This is a genomic window from Burkholderia semiarida (assembly GCF_029268935.1).
Taxonomy (GTDB): domain Bacteria; phylum Pseudomonadota; class Gammaproteobacteria; order Burkholderiales; family Burkholderiaceae; genus Burkholderia; species Burkholderia semiarida.
This window is the reverse complement of the sequence record NZ_JAHLCL010000005.1, coordinates 1,199,817-1,213,447: the sequence shown is the minus strand read 5'-3', so window position 1 is coordinate 1,213,447 and position 13,631 is coordinate 1,199,817. Positions and strand designations below refer to the sequence as shown.

Here is a 13,631-nt window from a genome sequence, read left to right as displayed (position 1 = left end):
CTCGGCCCGCATCAACCCTCGACGACGTCGAGATAATCCTCCGGCCGCGTGCGATCCTCCGCATGCGCCATGCCGATCGCGCGCACCAGCACGCTCACGACCACCGACACCACCAGGTTCACGACCAGCGACCACACGGCCGCGTAGCCGGGAATCGCGAGGCCGAACAGGTGGATCGTGAAGATCGAGCTCGCCAGCTTCAGCGAGATCGCCATCCACGTACCGCAGACGATGCCGGCCGCCCAGCCGGCGAGCAGCCCGCGATGGTCGAGCACGCGCGTGTACAGGCCGAGCACGATCGCCGGCAGCGTCTGGATGATCCAGATCCCGCCGAGCAGTTGCAGCTGGATCGCGTAGGTCAGCGGCAGCCCGAGGATGAACGCCACCGCGCCCACCTTCACGATCAGCGACACGAGCTTCGCGACGTGCGTTTCCTGGTCGTGCGACATGTTGCGGTTCACGAACTCGCGGTGGATGTTGCGCGTGTACAGGTTCGCGGCGGCGATCGACATGATCGCCGCCGGCACCAGCGCGCCGATGCCGATCGCCGCGAACGCGACACCGACGAACCACGACGGGAAGTACTCGAGGAACAGCGCGGGCACCGCGAAGTTCGGGCCGAACGCCTTGAAGTACGGCGCGTATTGCGGCATGTCCTTCACGCCGGAGGCGAGCGCCATGTAGCCGAGCAGCGCGAGCAGGCCGAGCACGAACGAGTATGCGGGCAGCATCGCCATGTTGCGGCGGATCGAGTTGCCCGACGACGACGACAGGATCGCCGTGACCGAGTGCGGATACAGGAACAGCGCGAGCGCCGAGCCGACCGCGAGCGTCGCGTACGCGCTGTAGCCGTTCAGGCTCGCCGCGTCGGGCGCCTTCAGCAGCAGCTTCGCGGGCGGCACCGCGGAAAAGATGTGCCCGAAGCCGCCGAGCTTCGCGGGAATCACGATGACAGCGGCCGCGATCGTGATGTAGATCAGTACGTCCTTCACGATCGCGATCATCGCGGGCGCGCGCAGCCCCGACGTGTACGTGTACGCGGCGAGGATCGCGAACGCGATGATCAGCGGCAGGTCGCCGACGAAGCCGGTCGTGTCGAAACCGAGCGCGCCGATCACCACCTCGATGCCGACGAGCTGCAGCGCGATGTACGGCATCGTCGCGAGGATGCCCGTCACCGCGATCGCGAGCGCGAGCATCCGGCTGCCGTAGCGCGCGTTGACGAAATCGGCGGCCGTCACGTAGCCGTGCCGCTTCGCGATGCTCCACAGCTTCGGGAACACGACGAACGCGAACGGATAGATCAGGATCGTGTACGGCAGCGCGAAGAAGCCCATCGCGCCGGCGCCGAACACGAGCGCGGGCACCGCGACGAACGTATAGGCCGTGTAGAGATCGCCGCCGAGCAGGAACCACGTGACGATCGTGCCGAAGCGGCGTCCGCCGAGGCCCCATTCGTCGAGATGGGCGAGATCGCCGCGCCGCCAGTTCGCGGCCAGGAAACCGATGATCGTGACGCCGATGAACAGCAGGACGAAGACGAAGGTCGCGCCGAGATTCATTGCGCACCTCCTTGCGTGCCGCTCGCCTTCCACGCGTTCTTGGTCTTGAAGTACACGAACGCGGTGATCACCGCGCTGATGAAGACCCAAAGCAACTGGTACCAGTAGAAAAACGGAAAACCGAGCCATTGCGGTTCGATCTTGCTGTACGACGGCACCCAGACCATCGCGATCAGCGGCAGCACCAGCAGCCAGAGCCAGCGCTTGGCGGCCCGGTTGGCGTCGGCATCGTGAGCCATGACGTCTCCTCTTCTATCCCGGTTATCGATCTTGTTGAGCGGGTACGGCGCCGAGAGGAGCGGCAATACGGGTAGGCTGCGGCTCCCCTGGCTTCGCGCCAGTATAGGAGCCGCGAGCACGCGGTCAAGCGGGGGCGAACCCGAGGTGATCCGCCCCTTGTCGCGTGGAGGCACCGGCCCGCGCCGGTGCCTCCGGCGTCAGATCGCGAACGACGTGTCGCGTGCGCCGGTCGTTGCTTTCAAAGCTTTCACCCACTTGCGCGCGGGCAGCTTCAGCGTGTCCTCGATCAGCTTCGCGCGGGCGTCGAGCTGCGCGAACGGCACGTCGAGCGCCGGGCCCGAGAACGCGATCGCGATCCGGTTGCCGTCGTGCACTTCCGGCAGCGCGATCACGCGGTGATCGAACGCCTCGTTCAGGTGCTTCATGTTGCGCACGAAGCTCGGGTGATCGCCGAACAGGTTGATCGTCGCGATGCCGGCATCGGCCAGACAGCCGCGCACCGCGCGGTAGAACGCGACGCTGTCGAGCACGGGGCCGCGCGCGGTCGCGTCGTACAGGTCGATCTGGATCGCGCCGGTCGTGCCGCGGTTGGCCGCATCGTTGACGAAATCCCATGCGTCGGCTTCGTGCACGACGAGGCGTGCGTCGTCGGGCGGCAGCGCGAACATCGTGCGCGCGGCGACGATCACGGCCGGGTTCAGCTCGACGGCCTCGACCTTCGCGTGCGGCAGGAAACGATGCGCGAACTTCGTCAGCGCGCCGGTGCCGAGCCCGAGCTGGACGATCCGCTCGGGCGTTTCGAGGAACAGCAGCCACGCCATCATCTGCTGCGCGTATTCGAGCTCGATATGCAGCGGCTTCGAGATCCGCATCGCGCCCTGCACCCACTCGGTGCCGAAGTGCAGGAAGCGCACGCCGCCTTCTTCGGAGAACGTAACGGGCGCGAAGCGCGGCTTGCGCGGCGCTTCGAGCACCGGCACGTCGTCGTGTTCGTCGATGTCCGGGCGGCGCTTCACGCGCGGCGGCTGGAGTTTTTCGGAGCCGTTGTACGCGGACGGCTGGCGTTGCTTGAACGCGCGCGCCTCGGCGGACGCACGCTTGATCAGTCGGGTCATGATGGTTGAATCTCGCTGGGTGATGCTGGGTGACGCTGGATGAGCGGACGAGAGGATAGCATTGGTGGGGGCCAGGGCCGCCGGTGGCGAGAGCGGTCGGTCGACTGGCCATTCGGGCGACTTGCAGGCGACATGGGCGTACGGGACAATGTATCGCAATTGCGATGCAAAAGAGGCCACGATGAAAACTGCGACTTTTCCGTCTATCCGGGTCGAACCGGAATTGCGCGATGCCGCCGAGAACGTGCTTCTGGAGGGCGAAACGCTGTCGAGCTTCGTCGAGCAATCGATTCGCGAAGGCATCGAACGTCGACGCCTCCAAAGCGAATTCATTGCGCGCGGCATTGCGTCGCGCGACGAAGCCCGTCGAACGGGCGAGTACGTGTCTTCGTCCGAAGTGCTGGAACGCCTGGGTCGACGACTCGATACGCTGCGCGGCAGGAAGCGGCAGACTCGATGACCTATACGGTTCGCTTCACGTCCGCCGCATCGGACGACCTGGACCGGCTTTATGCTTTTGTCGTCGACCGTGACGATGCGGAGGTCGAAGTGGCAGAACGCGCGTTGGCAGCCATTGCGTCGGGAATCGCCACGCTCGAATCGTCGCCGTTCACCTGCCGCAAAGTTCGTCCGTCCATGCCGTTTCTCCGGGAACTGATCATTCCGTTCTGTGCATCCGGCTATGTCGCACTGTTCGAGATCGATGGCGGCCAAACAGTGACGATCCTCGCGGCCCGCCACCAGCGAGAAAGCGACTACCACTGACGACGAGGAATCGCATGACCCCGCACGACAAGAAAATCTGGTTTCCCGCGAAGCGCTACGGCTGGGGATGGGGATGGCCGGTCGCGTGGCAAGGCTGGGTCGTGCTGTTGCTGTTCGCGATCGGCGTCATCGCGAGTGCCTGGCTCGTGCCGCCGCATCGGTCGCCGGTGGTGTACGCCGCCTGCCTCGTGGTGCTGGTCGCGCTGCTGACTGCGGTGTGCTGGCTCAAGGGCGAGCAGCCCCGCTGGCGATGGGGCAACGACGACTGAGCGTCGACGCGACACGCAAGCCCATGCGTCGCGGTTCGTCAGCCACGCCCTTCCTTCCGTCATCGATGCGCCGCGACGGCGCTCTGTCGAACGGCTGAATTGTCTCGACTCTCCCCGCGACGCAACAATGTGAAGCAACGGCCGCCCGGCCGGGCGTTCACATCGCATTTCCCGTCGGCAGCATCCGATCGCTGAACCGCCACCGCCCGTCGGTGGCCACTTCTCGCCTGCCCGCTCCTGACGCCGCATTCGAACGGCCGCGCCGAATGCCTGCGCGGCCCTTGAAATATACCCAAACAGGGATAAATTCACCGATGGATCCATACATCAAACCGCTGTACTGGCTCGGTTCGGCGCGCAAGGATTGAAGGTCATGCCCGAAACCGTGCAGCGCACGTTCGGCTATGCGCTGTATCTGGCGCAGACAGGGCGCAAGCACGATCAGGCCAAGCCCTTGAAGGGATTCGGATCGGCTGGCGTGCTGGAGATCGTGGAATCGGAAGACAACGGCACGTACCGCGCGGTCTACACGGTGAAGCTTGGAAACAGCGTCTACGTACTGCACTGTTTCCAGAAGAAATCGCCGAGCGGCATCGCGACACCGAAGCCGGACAACGATCTGATCCCCGCGCGTCTGAAAGCAGCCGACGCACACGCAACAGGAGAAAGGCGATGATCGAAATCGAACAGGGCAGCGGGAACGTCTACGCGGACCTGGGCATGCGCGATGCCGATGAAATGCGGGCGAAGGCCCAACTCGCCGCGAAGATCGCGGAAATCATCAAGGCGCGCCAATGGACGCAGCAGCACGCGGCACGCTTGCTCGGCGTCCCTCAGCCGAAGCTGTCGAACATGCTGCGCGGGCAGTTTCGCGGCGTGAGCGAAATGAAGATGCTCGAATGCCTGGCGAAGCTCGGACGCGACGTGCGGATCGTCGTCGGGCCCGACCGTCGGTCGGAAGCCGAAGGGCACATCGAAGTCGTATTCGCCACCTGACGACAGCGTCGTTTCGATCGCTCCGATGCGCGGGCCGTCCAGGCTACCGGCAGCGCCGGCCGATCAAAGCACGATTCGGCGCCAGTGTTCGAGCTTCTGCTCGAACGACAGCATCGCATTCGCCGGGCTCGAAGAAGGCAGCACGAGCGTCTCGTACCCGGCCCGGCCGATTACGTCGGCGAACCGCCCGGCCGTCTTGCCGTTGAAGCACACGCGCTTGAGCAACGGCGCATGCTCGCGCAGCGAATCGAAGTCGTTCGGCTTCGCGTTCCTGATCGCGGAATCCAGACTGCCCTGGCGATGGCACGCATCAAGGACGTCCCAGATGCCGATGCCGTGCGACAGCCCGCGCTCGAGCCGCGCGTCGTACGGCAGTTCATGCAGCGTCGGTTCGCCGAGCACCGCGCCGGGCAGCCGCCAGAACTGGTTGGTATTTTGGTCAATTTGACATCTGGCCCATCACGGCTCGCCGTGGCCATCACCAACGTCTCGCGATATCCCTGCTATCTAGATCCGCCGAAACGGTCGCTCATCGAGCTAAAATTTGGCTCGATCGTGCTAAATTCTGGCTCAATCGTGCTATTCTCACGGCTTATGACAAAGCTCGGCGACGCCCTCTTTTCCAGTGCACAGCAACCCATTCTGGCCTGCCTGTTTGGGCAGCCCGAACAGTGGTTTCACGTCAAGGAGTTGATCCGGCTGACCAGTCTCGGTAGTGCCAGCGTCCAGCGTGAACTGAATCGTCTCGAAAAAGGTGGCCTCATCGAAACCAGACGCATCGCCAATCTCAAACAGGTGCGAGCGTTCGCCGGCAGCCCCATTTTCAGCGAGCTGCGTCTCATCATCCTCAAAACCTTCGGGGTCGTCGAGGTGCTCCGCGAAGCGCTGTCACCGCTGACCTCAGAGATACAACTCGCCTTTGTATACGGTTCGGTTGCCCAAGGCAGCGACCACGCCGGTAGCGACGTCGATGTTATGTTGGTCAGTGAGACGCTCAGCTATGGACAAATCATGGCCGCACTCGAATCGGCTGAAAGACAGCTCGGCCGCTCGGTCCAGATCACACAATACACTCACGAGGAATTTCTCGAACGGAAACGCAAAAGTCATCCGTTCCTCGCGGAAGTGCTGCGCCAACCGAAGCTGATGATTATAGGAACCGAGGACGACATTGACCGCATTGGATAACCTCGTACGCATCGGAAAACTCAAACCCCTTCCGGCGAACCGCGGCGAATTCGAGCATCTGCTCGGCCTCGCTCGAACCTTGCTCGATACCGTCACAAGCAGTAACGGAATGGCAACGGAGAGCCAGTTCATCCTCGCCTACGATGCCGCTCACGCCGCGTCACGCGCCGCGTTACGGGCTCACGGATACCGGAGCGACGACCGATATCTGGTCTTTCAGTGTCTCGAACACACGATCGGCTGGCCGACCGAAAAATGGCGCGTGCTCGATACCTGCCATCGCAGGCGCAATGCGGCCGAATACGAGGGCAACATAGATCTTCCAGCGAGTCTGACCGCCGAGTTGGTTCGGCTCACTGCTGAACTCATTGAAACCGTATCTCTACTCGACCACCTGCTGCCGTCCACCTGATACTGCTTCGCGGGATACGCTGAATCCAACGAGCTTCAGGGACGAATCCCGCGCCACTGCTCCAGCTTCTGCTCGAACGACAGCATCGCATTCGCCGGGCTCGACGAAGGCAGCACCAGCGTTTCATACCCGGCCCGCCCGATCACGTCGGCAAAGCGCCCCGCCGTCTTCCCGTTGAAACACACCTTCTTCAGCAACGGCGCATGCTCGCGCAACGACGCAAAGTCGTTCGGCTTCGCATTCCGGATCGCAGAATCGAGACTGCCTTGCCGATGGCATGCATCGAGGACGTCCCAGATGCCGATGCCGTGCGACAGCACGCGCTCGAGCCGCGCGTCGTACGGCAGTTCATGCAGCGTCGGTTCGCCGAGCACCGCGCCGAGCAGCCGCCAGAACTGGTTGCGCGGATGCGCGTAGTACTGCGCGGCGTCGAGCGACGCCTCGCCCGGAAAACTGCCGAGGATCATCGTGTGCGTATTCGGCGCGACGACCGGCGGAAAGCCTTGCAGCATCTCACGCGTCTCCGTACGGCCCGACGGATCGCGGCCCGTCGCCGTGCGCGGCGAGATGACGCCACAGCGCCGGCAGCATGCACTCGGTCACCATCAGCGGCTTGCCGTGACGCTGGAACACCGAGCGCCGCGCGACAAACGCATGCGGCGCGCGCGCACCCTGCAATGCATGGCTCGCGAGCGCATACAACGGATGACCGGCGATCACGCGCCGGCTGACGAGCGCCGAGCGCTCGACCTGCGGATCGCTGTACAGCAGCTCCGCGAGCGGCCGCGTGCGCAGCCGCCGCATGGCCTGCCACACACCCTTGCTGGCCGCGAGCGGCGCGATGCTGTGCGCGGCGACGTACGGCGTGCCGTCGACCGACAGGATCACCTCGCGCACCCACATCGGCGCGCGCGGCGAACTGGCGAGCGCGTCCGGCTCGTCGAACCACGGACGGTCGACGGCCTCGCGCGTCACGCGCACGTTCACGCGGCCGAGCCGCGCGAGATGCGCGGTCAGCGATCCGCCGCGCGTCATCCAGTCGCGCTGGTCGAGCGTGCAGCCAGGCCGCGGCGTCTCGCGCCAGCCGGCCTGCGCGCCGTCGAATCGCATGCGCGCGTTCACGCGGCGCGCGACAGCAGCAGCGCGTTGGTCCGCTTCACGAAGCTCGCCGGATCGTCGAGCATGCCGCCTTCGGCCAGCAGCGCCTGATCGAACAGCAGATGGCACCAGTCGCCGAAATCGGCGCTGTCGGCATTCAGCTGCTTGACGAGCGCGTGCTCGGGATTGATCTCGAGGATCGGCTGCATCGCCGGCGCGTTCTGGCCGGCCGCCTTCAGCATCCGCTGCAGGTAGCCGCTCATGTCGTTGTCGTCCGCGACGAGGCACGACGGCGAATCGGTCAGGCGGAACGTGACGCGCACTTCCTTCACCTTGTCGCCGAGCGCTTCCTTCATCTTCTCGACGACCGGCTTGATCGCCTCGCCGGCCTGCTCCTGCGCCTTCTTTTCCTCGTCGTTCAGCTCGCCGAGATCGAGATCGCCGCGGGCCACGCTCGCGAGCGGCTTGCCGTCGAACTCATGCAGGAACGACAGCATCCATTCGTCGACGCGGTCGGTCAGCAACAGCACCTCGACGCCCTTCTTGCGGAACACTTCCAGATGCGGGCTGTTCTTCGCGGCCTGCCACGTATCGGCGGTCACGTAGTAGATCTTGCTCTGCTCGGGCTTCATGCGCGACACGTAGTCGGCGAGCGATACGTCCTGCGCGTCGGTGTCGCCGTGCGTCGACGCGAAGCGCAGCAGCTTCGCGATGCGCTCGCGGTTCGCGTGATCCTCGCCGACGCCTTCCTTCAGCACCTGGCCGAATGCGCGCCAGAACGTCTTGTACTTCTCCTTGCCGGCGTCGTCTTCCGCGTTCGCGAGTTCCTCGAGCATCGACAGCGCGCGCTTGGTCACGCCTTCGCGGATCGCCTTCACGTCGCGGCTTTCCTGCAGGATCTCGCGCGACACGTTCAGCGGCAGGTCGGCCGAATCGACGACGCCCTTCACGAATCGCAGATATTGCGGCAGCAGTTGCTCGGCGTCGTCCATGATGAACACGCGCTTCACGTACAGCTTCAGGCCGCCGCGATAATCGCGGTTCCACAGGTCGAACGGCGCGTGCGCCGGCACGAACAGCAGTTGCGTGTATTCGCTGCGGCCCTCGACGCGGTTGTGCGTCCACGTGAGCGGATCCTGGTGATCGTGCGCGATGTGCTGGTAGAACTGCGTGTACTGCTCGTCGGTGACGTCGCTCTTCGAACGCGTCCACAGCGCGCTCGCCTGGTTGACGGTTTCGTCCTCGTCCTTCAGGACCATCTCGCCCTTTTCCTGATCCCACTCTTCCTTGCGCATCAGGATCGGCAGCGCGATGTGGTCGGAGTACTTCTGGATGATCGACTTCAGGCGGTGCGACGACAGCAGATCGTCTTCGCCTTCGCGCAGGTGCAGCGTGATCGTCGTGCCGCGCTGCGCGCGCTCGATCGCGTCGATCGTGAAATCGCCCTCGCCGGCGCTTTCCCAGCGCACGGCCTCGTTCGCCGGCAGGCCGGCGCGGCGCGTTTCGACGGTGATCTTGTCCGCGACGATGAAGCCCGAGTAGAAGCCGACGCCGAACTGGCCGATGAGCGCCGCGTCCTTCTGCTGGTCGCCCGACAGCTTCGTGAAGAATTCCTTGGTGCCCGAACGCGCGATCGTGCCGAGGTTCGCGATCGCCTCGTCGCGGCTCATGCCGATACCGTTGTCGTCGATCGTGATCGTGCGCGCGGCCTTGTCGAAGCCGATGCGGATGCGCAGGTTCGGATCGTTCTCGTACAGCGCGTTATCCGCGAGCGCTTCGAAACGCAGCTTGTCGGCCGCGTCGGACGCGTTCGACACCAGTTCGCGCAGGAAGATTTCCTTGTTGCTGTAGAGCGAATGAATCATCAGGTGGAGGAGTTGCTTGACCTCTGCCTGAAAGCTCATCGTTTCATGTGCCATGGATGCTGTTTCCTCTTACTTGAACTTGATAGGCGCCCCCGCCATGCCGTGCCGAGCGGGTTTGCGCGCTCATCTGGGGACGAACGACTCGATTTCAAGGGCCTCGGGTGATCGCGGCAAGCGGATCGCGCATGCCGGCTGCGCGGCCGACCGATCCGGTTACCGATCCGGTTACCGATCCGCATAGATTCGAACGTGTCCGATGTTGCCGCGGACGGAAATTTGTTCAAATGTCGCACGCGCCCCGGATCCTGGCCGAGCGACTGCATCGGCGCCTGGCGGTGGTGGGGCGAAAACGCCGGCAGCGCCGGATCGTCACGGCCCCCGCGTCCGAGCGGACGCCGAATCGGCGCCATGACCTGTGACATTAAATATTGAGACAACCCGATATGACCATAGCCTCACCAGCGAAAACCGGTTACGAGAAATGGCAAGATGGCATTAAGTCGGCGGCTGACGATCCAAAATGGCAGATCTACGATTGCGAGCTTCGGGCAGCAGTAGGCGAATACAATCGGCACCTTGCCGGTGTGGCGGGTTACCGTCCGTTGGACTGGCGGCTCATCAAGGCGATGGCGTGGGTCGAGACCGGCGCCGGAGATCCATTATGGGCATCGAACCCCATGCAGATCGGCATGTACGACGATCCAGGGCTGGACGGTTTGTTGTCAGGCAAGGAAGGGGGCGATCTTATCTTGCCGGCGTCGACCCAATCGCGGCTGACCCGCGCGAATGCACGCGCCGTGCCCGCTTACAACATCCGCGCCGCTATCGGTTATCTGCTCATGCGCTTGGCGAATTTCTCCATGCAAAGCGTTCCGGACCCGGATCGACGCACGTACGAAATTTCCGTCAGACCTGGCGATAGCCTCGACAAAATTGCCCGACAACAGGGCTCGACAATCGACACGCTACGCGCACTCAATCCGGGTGTTGGCACTTTGCGCCCAGGACAACTCCTGAAATATCAGAAGGCGGCGATACGCAAAGTCATCATAGGCTGGAAGCCGATGACTACGGCAAACGTCGGTCGGCTTTACAACACGAAAGCACCCGGCACTTACGCAAAAAAGCTCGATTACGCGCTGGCAACCATTCAGCAGGGCAAGGAACCCGTATGCTCGCCGTGAGAATCGCCCAGGCGTTGGGCCTTATTACCGCGCTGCTGGCAGGTGTGGCGCAGGCCGGCAATCAGCCGCTTGCCGGGACGTTCGTCGGTCACGGCCGGCAATGCGACGGCCAACTTCGTGTGACCGAAAAAACGATCGAATGGCGCACGCCTTTCGCGCATTGCGCGAAGCGCCCCTATCGAGTGATCGAAAGCGATCCGACCGCGGCCCAACCGAAAATCGCCTTCTTGCTGAAGGGACAGCCCTGTGGTTTCGGCGTGATATCGCTTGATTTCGACCCGGCTTACCCGGATTACTGGATCGCGAAGGGCTACAGGAACCTGGACGGGTACAACAGCGATAGCGCGGACGTATTGCGTTGCAGCATGAAGCGCGTTAAGCAGTAACCCGCAAAACGTGCCGCGCAGCGGCAAAGCGGCCCGAGTCCATGCGACGCGGCCTCCAGTCAGGGAACGCACCGTTTGAAGGACCGCCGCCCTCCGCGGCGGCTCGCGAAGCGGGCCTCCCCCCATTCCGCGTCACGACGCGCGCCGCACCGCCGAGTCGATATAGCCCGCCAGCAGCCCCGGCAGCGCCGGATCGCCGCAATTCGCGACGTTGAAGCGCATCCACGTGGACGGCGACTGCTGCGGCGAGAACAGGCTGCCCGGCGTCAGCAGGAAGCCGGCTTCGTGCGCGACCGCCGCGAGCGCGTCCGAATCGACGCCCGTATCGGCCCACAGGAACATCCCGGCCGCCGGCATCGTGAAGAGCCCGAGCCCCGTGCGCTCGAGCATCCGCGCGGTCTTGTCGCGCACGCCGTCGAGCCGCGCGCGCAGCCGCTCGACGTGGCGCCGGTAATGCCCTTCGGTCAGGATCTTGTACAGCACGCGCTCGTTGAGCTCGGGCGTGGTCATCCCGACCAGCATCTTCTGGTCGGTCACCGCCTTCGCGATTTCCGGCGCGCACGCCACGTAGCCGACCCGCAGGTTCGCCGCGAGCGTCTTCGAATAGCTGCCGAGATAGATCACGCGCTTCAACTGGTCGAGGCTCGCGAGGCGCGTGGCCGGATAGCTTGGCGGGCACAGGTCGCCGTACACGTCGTCCTCGACGACGAGGAAATCGTAGGCCTCCGCGAGCTTCAGGATCCGGAACGCCTGCGCGGCCGACAGCGACGTGCCGGTCGGGTTCTGCAGCACCGAGTTGATCACGAGCATCTTCGGCCGCCACATCTGCACCAGGGTTTCGAGCGCGTCGAGGTCGGGGCCGTCGGGCGTATACGGCATCCCGACGAGCTGCGCGCCCTGCGCCGCGAAACGGCCGAACATCTGGAACCACGCGGGATCGCCGACGATCACCGCGTCGCCCGGCCGCATGTAGATCCGCGAGATCAGGTCGATCGCCTGCGTGATGCCTGACACCAGCACGATCTGTTCGGGCTTCGCGCCGATCTCGACTTCGGCCAGACGCGTCTGCAGTTGCTGGCGCAGCGGCAGGAAGCCCTGCGCGGTGCCGAAGCCGAGCATCTGTGCGCCCGACTGACGCCCGAGCGCGCGCAGCGCGCCGGTGATCAGCTCGCCGTCGAGCCAGCGGCCCGGCAGGTAGCCGAGGCCCGGGCCCTTCTCCGGGCTGACGGTGTGCAGCATGTTGCGCAGCAGCCAGACGACGTCGATCGTGTTGTGCACGGGCGCGGCCTCGGCCACGCGCGCGACGCCGTCGGCCGGCTGCGGGCCGGCGCCCGTGCGCTCGCGCACGTAGAAGCCGGAGCCGCGCCGCGAGTCGAGGTAGCCCTGCGCGACGAGGCGCTCGTAGGCCTCGACGACGGTGAAGCGCGACACGCCCTTGTCGAGCGCGAGCTTGCGGATCGACGGCATGCGCATGCCGGGACGGAACACGCGTTCGTCGATCCGCCGCCGCGCCCACTGGACCAGCTGGTCGACGAGCGTGAGCGTGGCGGTGTCGTGCGGCGCGGGAATCTGGGCGAGTGGGACGGTGGACATGGTGGACATGGGCGGCGGCTCCAACTGTACCGAAGGCTATCGCGCCGATTGTACCGTTACTGTGCCGGTAGCGACGATTACAGTTGACCGGAATGGCGATCGTGCGGCCGCCGTTCCGGCCGCGCCATACCAGGCGCCGCGCCCGCCGGCCCGCATCGCGGCCGGTGCGCCGGCCGGCCCGGCCCCCGCCCGGTACGTCGTCCGCCTACCATGACACTTTCGCTTCCCGACCGACGCTCATGCCAGCCCGCTCCCTGACACTCGACCATCTCGTGATTGCCGCGCGCACCCTCGACGAAGGCGTGCGCCATGTCGCCGACGCGCTCGGCATCGAACCGGCCGGCGGCGGCCGCCACCCGCTGATGCGGACCCACAATGCGCTGTTCGGCGCGTGGGGCGGGCTCTACCTCGAAGTGATCGCGATCGACCCCGATGCGCCCGCGCCGGGCGACGATGCGAAGCTGCCGCGCGCGCGGCTGTTCGGGCTCGACGATCCGGCGATTCAGGCTCGGCTCGCGCAGGGCCCGTTTCTCGCGCACTGGGTCGCCCGCGTCGACCGCCCGCGCCAGCTTGCGCTGTGGCAGCGCCAGTACCCGGCCCGCATCGCGCCCGTCGTCGCGATGCGGCGCGGCGACCTGAGCTGGGGCCTCACGGTGCCCGACGACGGCAGCTTCCCCGCATGGCAAGGGGCGGGCGACGGCCTCGTGCCGTCGCTGATCCAGTGGGACAGCCCGCGCCATCCGGCCGACTCGCTGCCGAACGACGGCGTCGCGCTGAAGGCGCTCAAGGGCGCCCATCCGCGTGCGGATACGATCCGCGAGCAACTCGACTGGCTCGGCGCCGCGCACCTGCTCGACGTCGAATCCACCGACGGCCCGCCCGCGCTCGTCGCCGAATTCGACACGCCGCAGGGCACGCGCACGCTGCGCTGAGCTCGCTGACGCCCGTTCCATTACAC

Annotated in this window: 16 protein-coding genes and 2 pseudogenes; 10 read left to right on the top strand and 8 right to left on the bottom strand. The window is 65.2% G+C overall.

Features of this window, described 5'->3' with window-relative positions; translation table 11 throughout:
- Positions 1-11: 11 nt before the first annotated feature.
- The 3 genes from mctP to KPB06_RS12360 all read right to left on the bottom strand — a co-directional run bounded on the left by mctP (position 12) and on the right by KPB06_RS12360 (position 2,917).
- The gene (mctP, locus tag KPB06_RS12370) at positions 12-1,562 is read right to left on the bottom strand and encodes a monocarboxylate uptake permease MctP (RefSeq protein WP_060010270.1); all 1,551 of its coding nucleotides are present in this window, start codon (positions 1,560-1,562) and stop codon (positions 12-14) included.
- Positions 1,559-1,801, bottom strand: coding sequence for a DUF3311 domain-containing protein (locus tag KPB06_RS12365; protein WP_006490660.1), 243 nt, complete (start codon positions 1,799-1,801; stop codon positions 1,559-1,561). Before KPB06_RS12365 ends, mctP begins: the two co-directional genes overlap by 4 nt.
- A gap of 198 nt (positions 1,802-1,999) precedes the next feature.
- Positions 2,000-2,917 carry a class I SAM-dependent methyltransferase gene (locus KPB06_RS12360; RefSeq protein WP_060010267.1) on the bottom strand — a complete coding sequence of 306 codons (918 nt, stop codon included), beginning with the start codon at positions 2,915-2,917 and terminating at the stop codon, positions 2,000-2,002.
- 181 nt (positions 2,918-3,098) lie between these two features.
- Between KPB06_RS12360 and KPB06_RS12355 the strand changes: the two genes are divergently transcribed.
- From KPB06_RS12355 to KPB06_RS12335, 5 genes and pseudogenes are all read left to right on the top strand, one after another.
- Positions 3,099-3,377 (top strand): YlcI/YnfO family protein, encoded by a 279-nt coding sequence (locus KPB06_RS12355; protein ID WP_059583728.1) that lies wholly within the window; start codon positions 3,099-3,101, stop codon positions 3,375-3,377.
- Positions 3,374-3,682 carry a type II toxin-antitoxin system RelE/ParE family toxin gene (locus KPB06_RS12350; RefSeq protein WP_059583730.1) on the top strand — a complete coding sequence of 103 codons (309 nt, stop codon included), beginning with the start codon at positions 3,374-3,376 and terminating at the stop codon, positions 3,680-3,682. The genes KPB06_RS12355 and KPB06_RS12350 overlap by 4 nt, the downstream gene beginning before the upstream one ends.
- Positions 3,683-3,696: 14 nt before the next feature.
- Entirely contained in the window at positions 3,697-3,951 is a 255-nt protein-coding gene (locus KPB06_RS12345; RefSeq protein WP_059583731.1) for a hypothetical protein, read from the top strand.
- Between the two features lie 314 nt (positions 3,952-4,265).
- A pseudogene (locus KPB06_RS12340) lies at positions 4,266-4,627 on the top strand (type II toxin-antitoxin system RelE/ParE family toxin).
- Positions 4,624-4,947, top strand: a complete 324-nt coding sequence (locus tag KPB06_RS12335; protein WP_275905611.1) for a helix-turn-helix domain-containing protein — start codon at positions 4,624-4,626, stop codon at positions 4,945-4,947. Before KPB06_RS12340 ends, KPB06_RS12335 begins: the two are co-directional and overlap by 4 nt.
- A 63-nt stretch (positions 4,948-5,010) precedes the next feature.
- Here the strand turns inward: KPB06_RS12335 and KPB06_RS12330 are convergent.
- Positions 5,011-5,376: pseudogene (locus tag KPB06_RS12330) on the bottom strand (DNA-deoxyinosine glycosylase); the annotation flags it as partial.
- On the opposite strand from KPB06_RS12330, the gene KPB06_RS12325 reads away from it, so the two are divergent.
- Positions 5,326-6,135, top strand: coding sequence for a nucleotidyltransferase domain-containing protein (locus KPB06_RS12325; protein WP_322091048.1), 810 nt, complete (start codon positions 5,326-5,328; stop codon positions 6,133-6,135). The pseudogene KPB06_RS12330 and the gene KPB06_RS12325 overlap by 51 nt on opposite strands.
- A complete protein-coding gene (locus KPB06_RS12320; protein WP_034174483.1) occupies positions 6,119-6,547 on the top strand; it encodes a hypothetical protein in 429 nt (142 codons plus the stop codon). The genes KPB06_RS12325 and KPB06_RS12320 overlap by 17 nt, the downstream gene beginning before the upstream one ends.
- A gap of 35 nt (positions 6,548-6,582) precedes the next feature.
- On the opposite strand, the gene KPB06_RS12315 is transcribed toward KPB06_RS12320, so the two are convergent.
- Genes KPB06_RS12315 through htpG form a run of 3 tightly spaced genes read right to left on the bottom strand, consistent with a single transcriptional unit; the run spans position 6,583 to position 9,564 of the window.
- Positions 6,583-7,059 carry a DNA-deoxyinosine glycosylase gene (locus KPB06_RS12315; protein WP_059583736.1) on the bottom strand — a complete coding sequence of 159 codons (477 nt, stop codon included), beginning with the start codon at positions 7,057-7,059 and terminating at the stop codon, positions 6,583-6,585.
- A gap of 1 nt (position 7,060) precedes the next feature.
- Positions 7,061-7,657, bottom strand: coding sequence for a chorismate--pyruvate lyase family protein (locus KPB06_RS12310; protein WP_060010292.1), 597 nt, complete (start codon positions 7,655-7,657; stop codon positions 7,061-7,063).
- A gap of 8 nt (positions 7,658-7,665) precedes the next feature.
- A complete protein-coding gene (gene htpG, locus KPB06_RS12305) occupies positions 7,666-9,564 on the bottom strand; it encodes a molecular chaperone HtpG (RefSeq protein ID WP_060010264.1) in 1,899 nt (632 codons plus the stop codon).
- 389 nt (positions 9,565-9,953) lie between these two features.
- Between htpG and KPB06_RS12300 the strand changes: the two genes are divergently transcribed.
- On the top strand, positions 9,954-10,694 hold the full coding sequence (locus KPB06_RS12300) for a LysM peptidoglycan-binding domain-containing protein (RefSeq protein WP_059583739.1): 741 nt from the start codon (positions 9,954-9,956) through the stop codon (positions 10,692-10,694).
- Complete coding sequence (locus KPB06_RS12295; RefSeq protein ID WP_059583741.1) at positions 10,682-11,080, top strand: hypothetical protein; 399 nt, start codon at positions 10,682-10,684, stop codon at positions 11,078-11,080. The genes KPB06_RS12300 and KPB06_RS12295 overlap by 13 nt, the downstream gene beginning before the upstream one ends.
- A 132-nt stretch (positions 11,081-11,212) precedes the next feature.
- Here the strand turns inward: KPB06_RS12295 and KPB06_RS12290 are convergent, their stop codons facing one another.
- Complete coding sequence (locus KPB06_RS12290) at positions 11,213-12,673, bottom strand: aminotransferase-like domain-containing protein (protein ID WP_059583742.1); 1,461 nt, start codon at positions 12,671-12,673, stop codon at positions 11,213-11,215.
- Between the two features lie 239 nt (positions 12,674-12,912).
- On the opposite strand from KPB06_RS12290, the gene KPB06_RS12285 reads away from it, so the two are divergent.
- On the top strand, positions 12,913-13,605 hold the full coding sequence (locus KPB06_RS12285; RefSeq protein ID WP_059583745.1) for a VOC family protein: 693 nt from the start codon (positions 12,913-12,915) through the stop codon (positions 13,603-13,605).
- Positions 13,606-13,631: the final 26 nt, after the last annotated feature.

What these genes read in the sequence shown, in the direction of transcription:
- htpG (WP_060010264.1), bottom strand. Translation starts at nt 9,564, where the DNA reads ATGGCACATGAAACGATGAGCTTTCAGGCAGAGGTCAAGCAACTCCTC.
- KPB06_RS12350 (WP_059583730.1), top strand. Translation starts at nt 3,374, where the DNA reads ATGACCTATACGGTTCGCTTCACGTCCGCCGCATCGGACGACCTGGAC.
- KPB06_RS12335 (WP_275905611.1), top strand. Translation starts at nt 4,624, where the DNA reads ATGATCGAAATCGAACAGGGCAGCGGGAACGTCTACGCGGACCTGGGC.
- KPB06_RS12355 (WP_059583728.1), top strand. Translation starts at nt 3,099, where the DNA reads ATGAAAACTGCGACTTTTCCGTCTATCCGGGTCGAACCGGAATTGCGC.
- mctP (WP_060010270.1), bottom strand. Translation starts at nt 1,562, where the DNA reads ATGAATCTCGGCGCGACCTTCGTCTTCGTCCTGCTGTTCATCGGCGTC.
- KPB06_RS12345 (WP_059583731.1), top strand. Translation starts at nt 3,697, where the DNA reads ATGACCCCGCACGACAAGAAAATCTGGTTTCCCGCGAAGCGCTACGGC.
- KPB06_RS12360 (WP_060010267.1), bottom strand. Translation starts at nt 2,917, where the DNA reads ATGACCCGACTGATCAAGCGTGCGTCCGCCGAGGCGCGCGCGTTCAAG.
- KPB06_RS12325 (WP_322091048.1), top strand. Translation starts at nt 5,326, where the DNA reads ATGCAGCGTCGGTTCGCCGAGCACCGCGCCGGGCAGCCGCCAGAACTG.
- KPB06_RS12315 (WP_059583736.1), bottom strand. Translation starts at nt 7,059, where the DNA reads ATGCTGCAAGGCTTTCCGCCGGTCGTCGCGCCGAATACGCACACGATG.
- KPB06_RS12310 (WP_060010292.1), bottom strand. Translation starts at nt 7,657, where the DNA reads ATGCGATTCGACGGCGCGCAGGCCGGCTGGCGCGAGACGCCGCGGCCT.
- KPB06_RS12290 (WP_059583742.1), bottom strand. Translation starts at nt 12,673, where the DNA reads ATGTCCACCGTCCCACTCGCCCAGATTCCCGCGCCGCACGACACCGCC.
- KPB06_RS12295 (WP_059583741.1), top strand. Translation starts at nt 10,682, where the DNA reads ATGCTCGCCGTGAGAATCGCCCAGGCGTTGGGCCTTATTACCGCGCTG.
- KPB06_RS12300 (WP_059583739.1), top strand. Translation starts at nt 9,954, where the DNA reads ATGACCATAGCCTCACCAGCGAAAACCGGTTACGAGAAATGGCAAGAT.
- KPB06_RS12285 (WP_059583745.1), top strand. Translation starts at nt 12,913, where the DNA reads ATGCCAGCCCGCTCCCTGACACTCGACCATCTCGTGATTGCCGCGCGC.
- KPB06_RS12365 (WP_006490660.1), bottom strand. Translation starts at nt 1,801, where the DNA reads ATGGCTCACGATGCCGACGCCAACCGGGCCGCCAAGCGCTGGCTCTGG.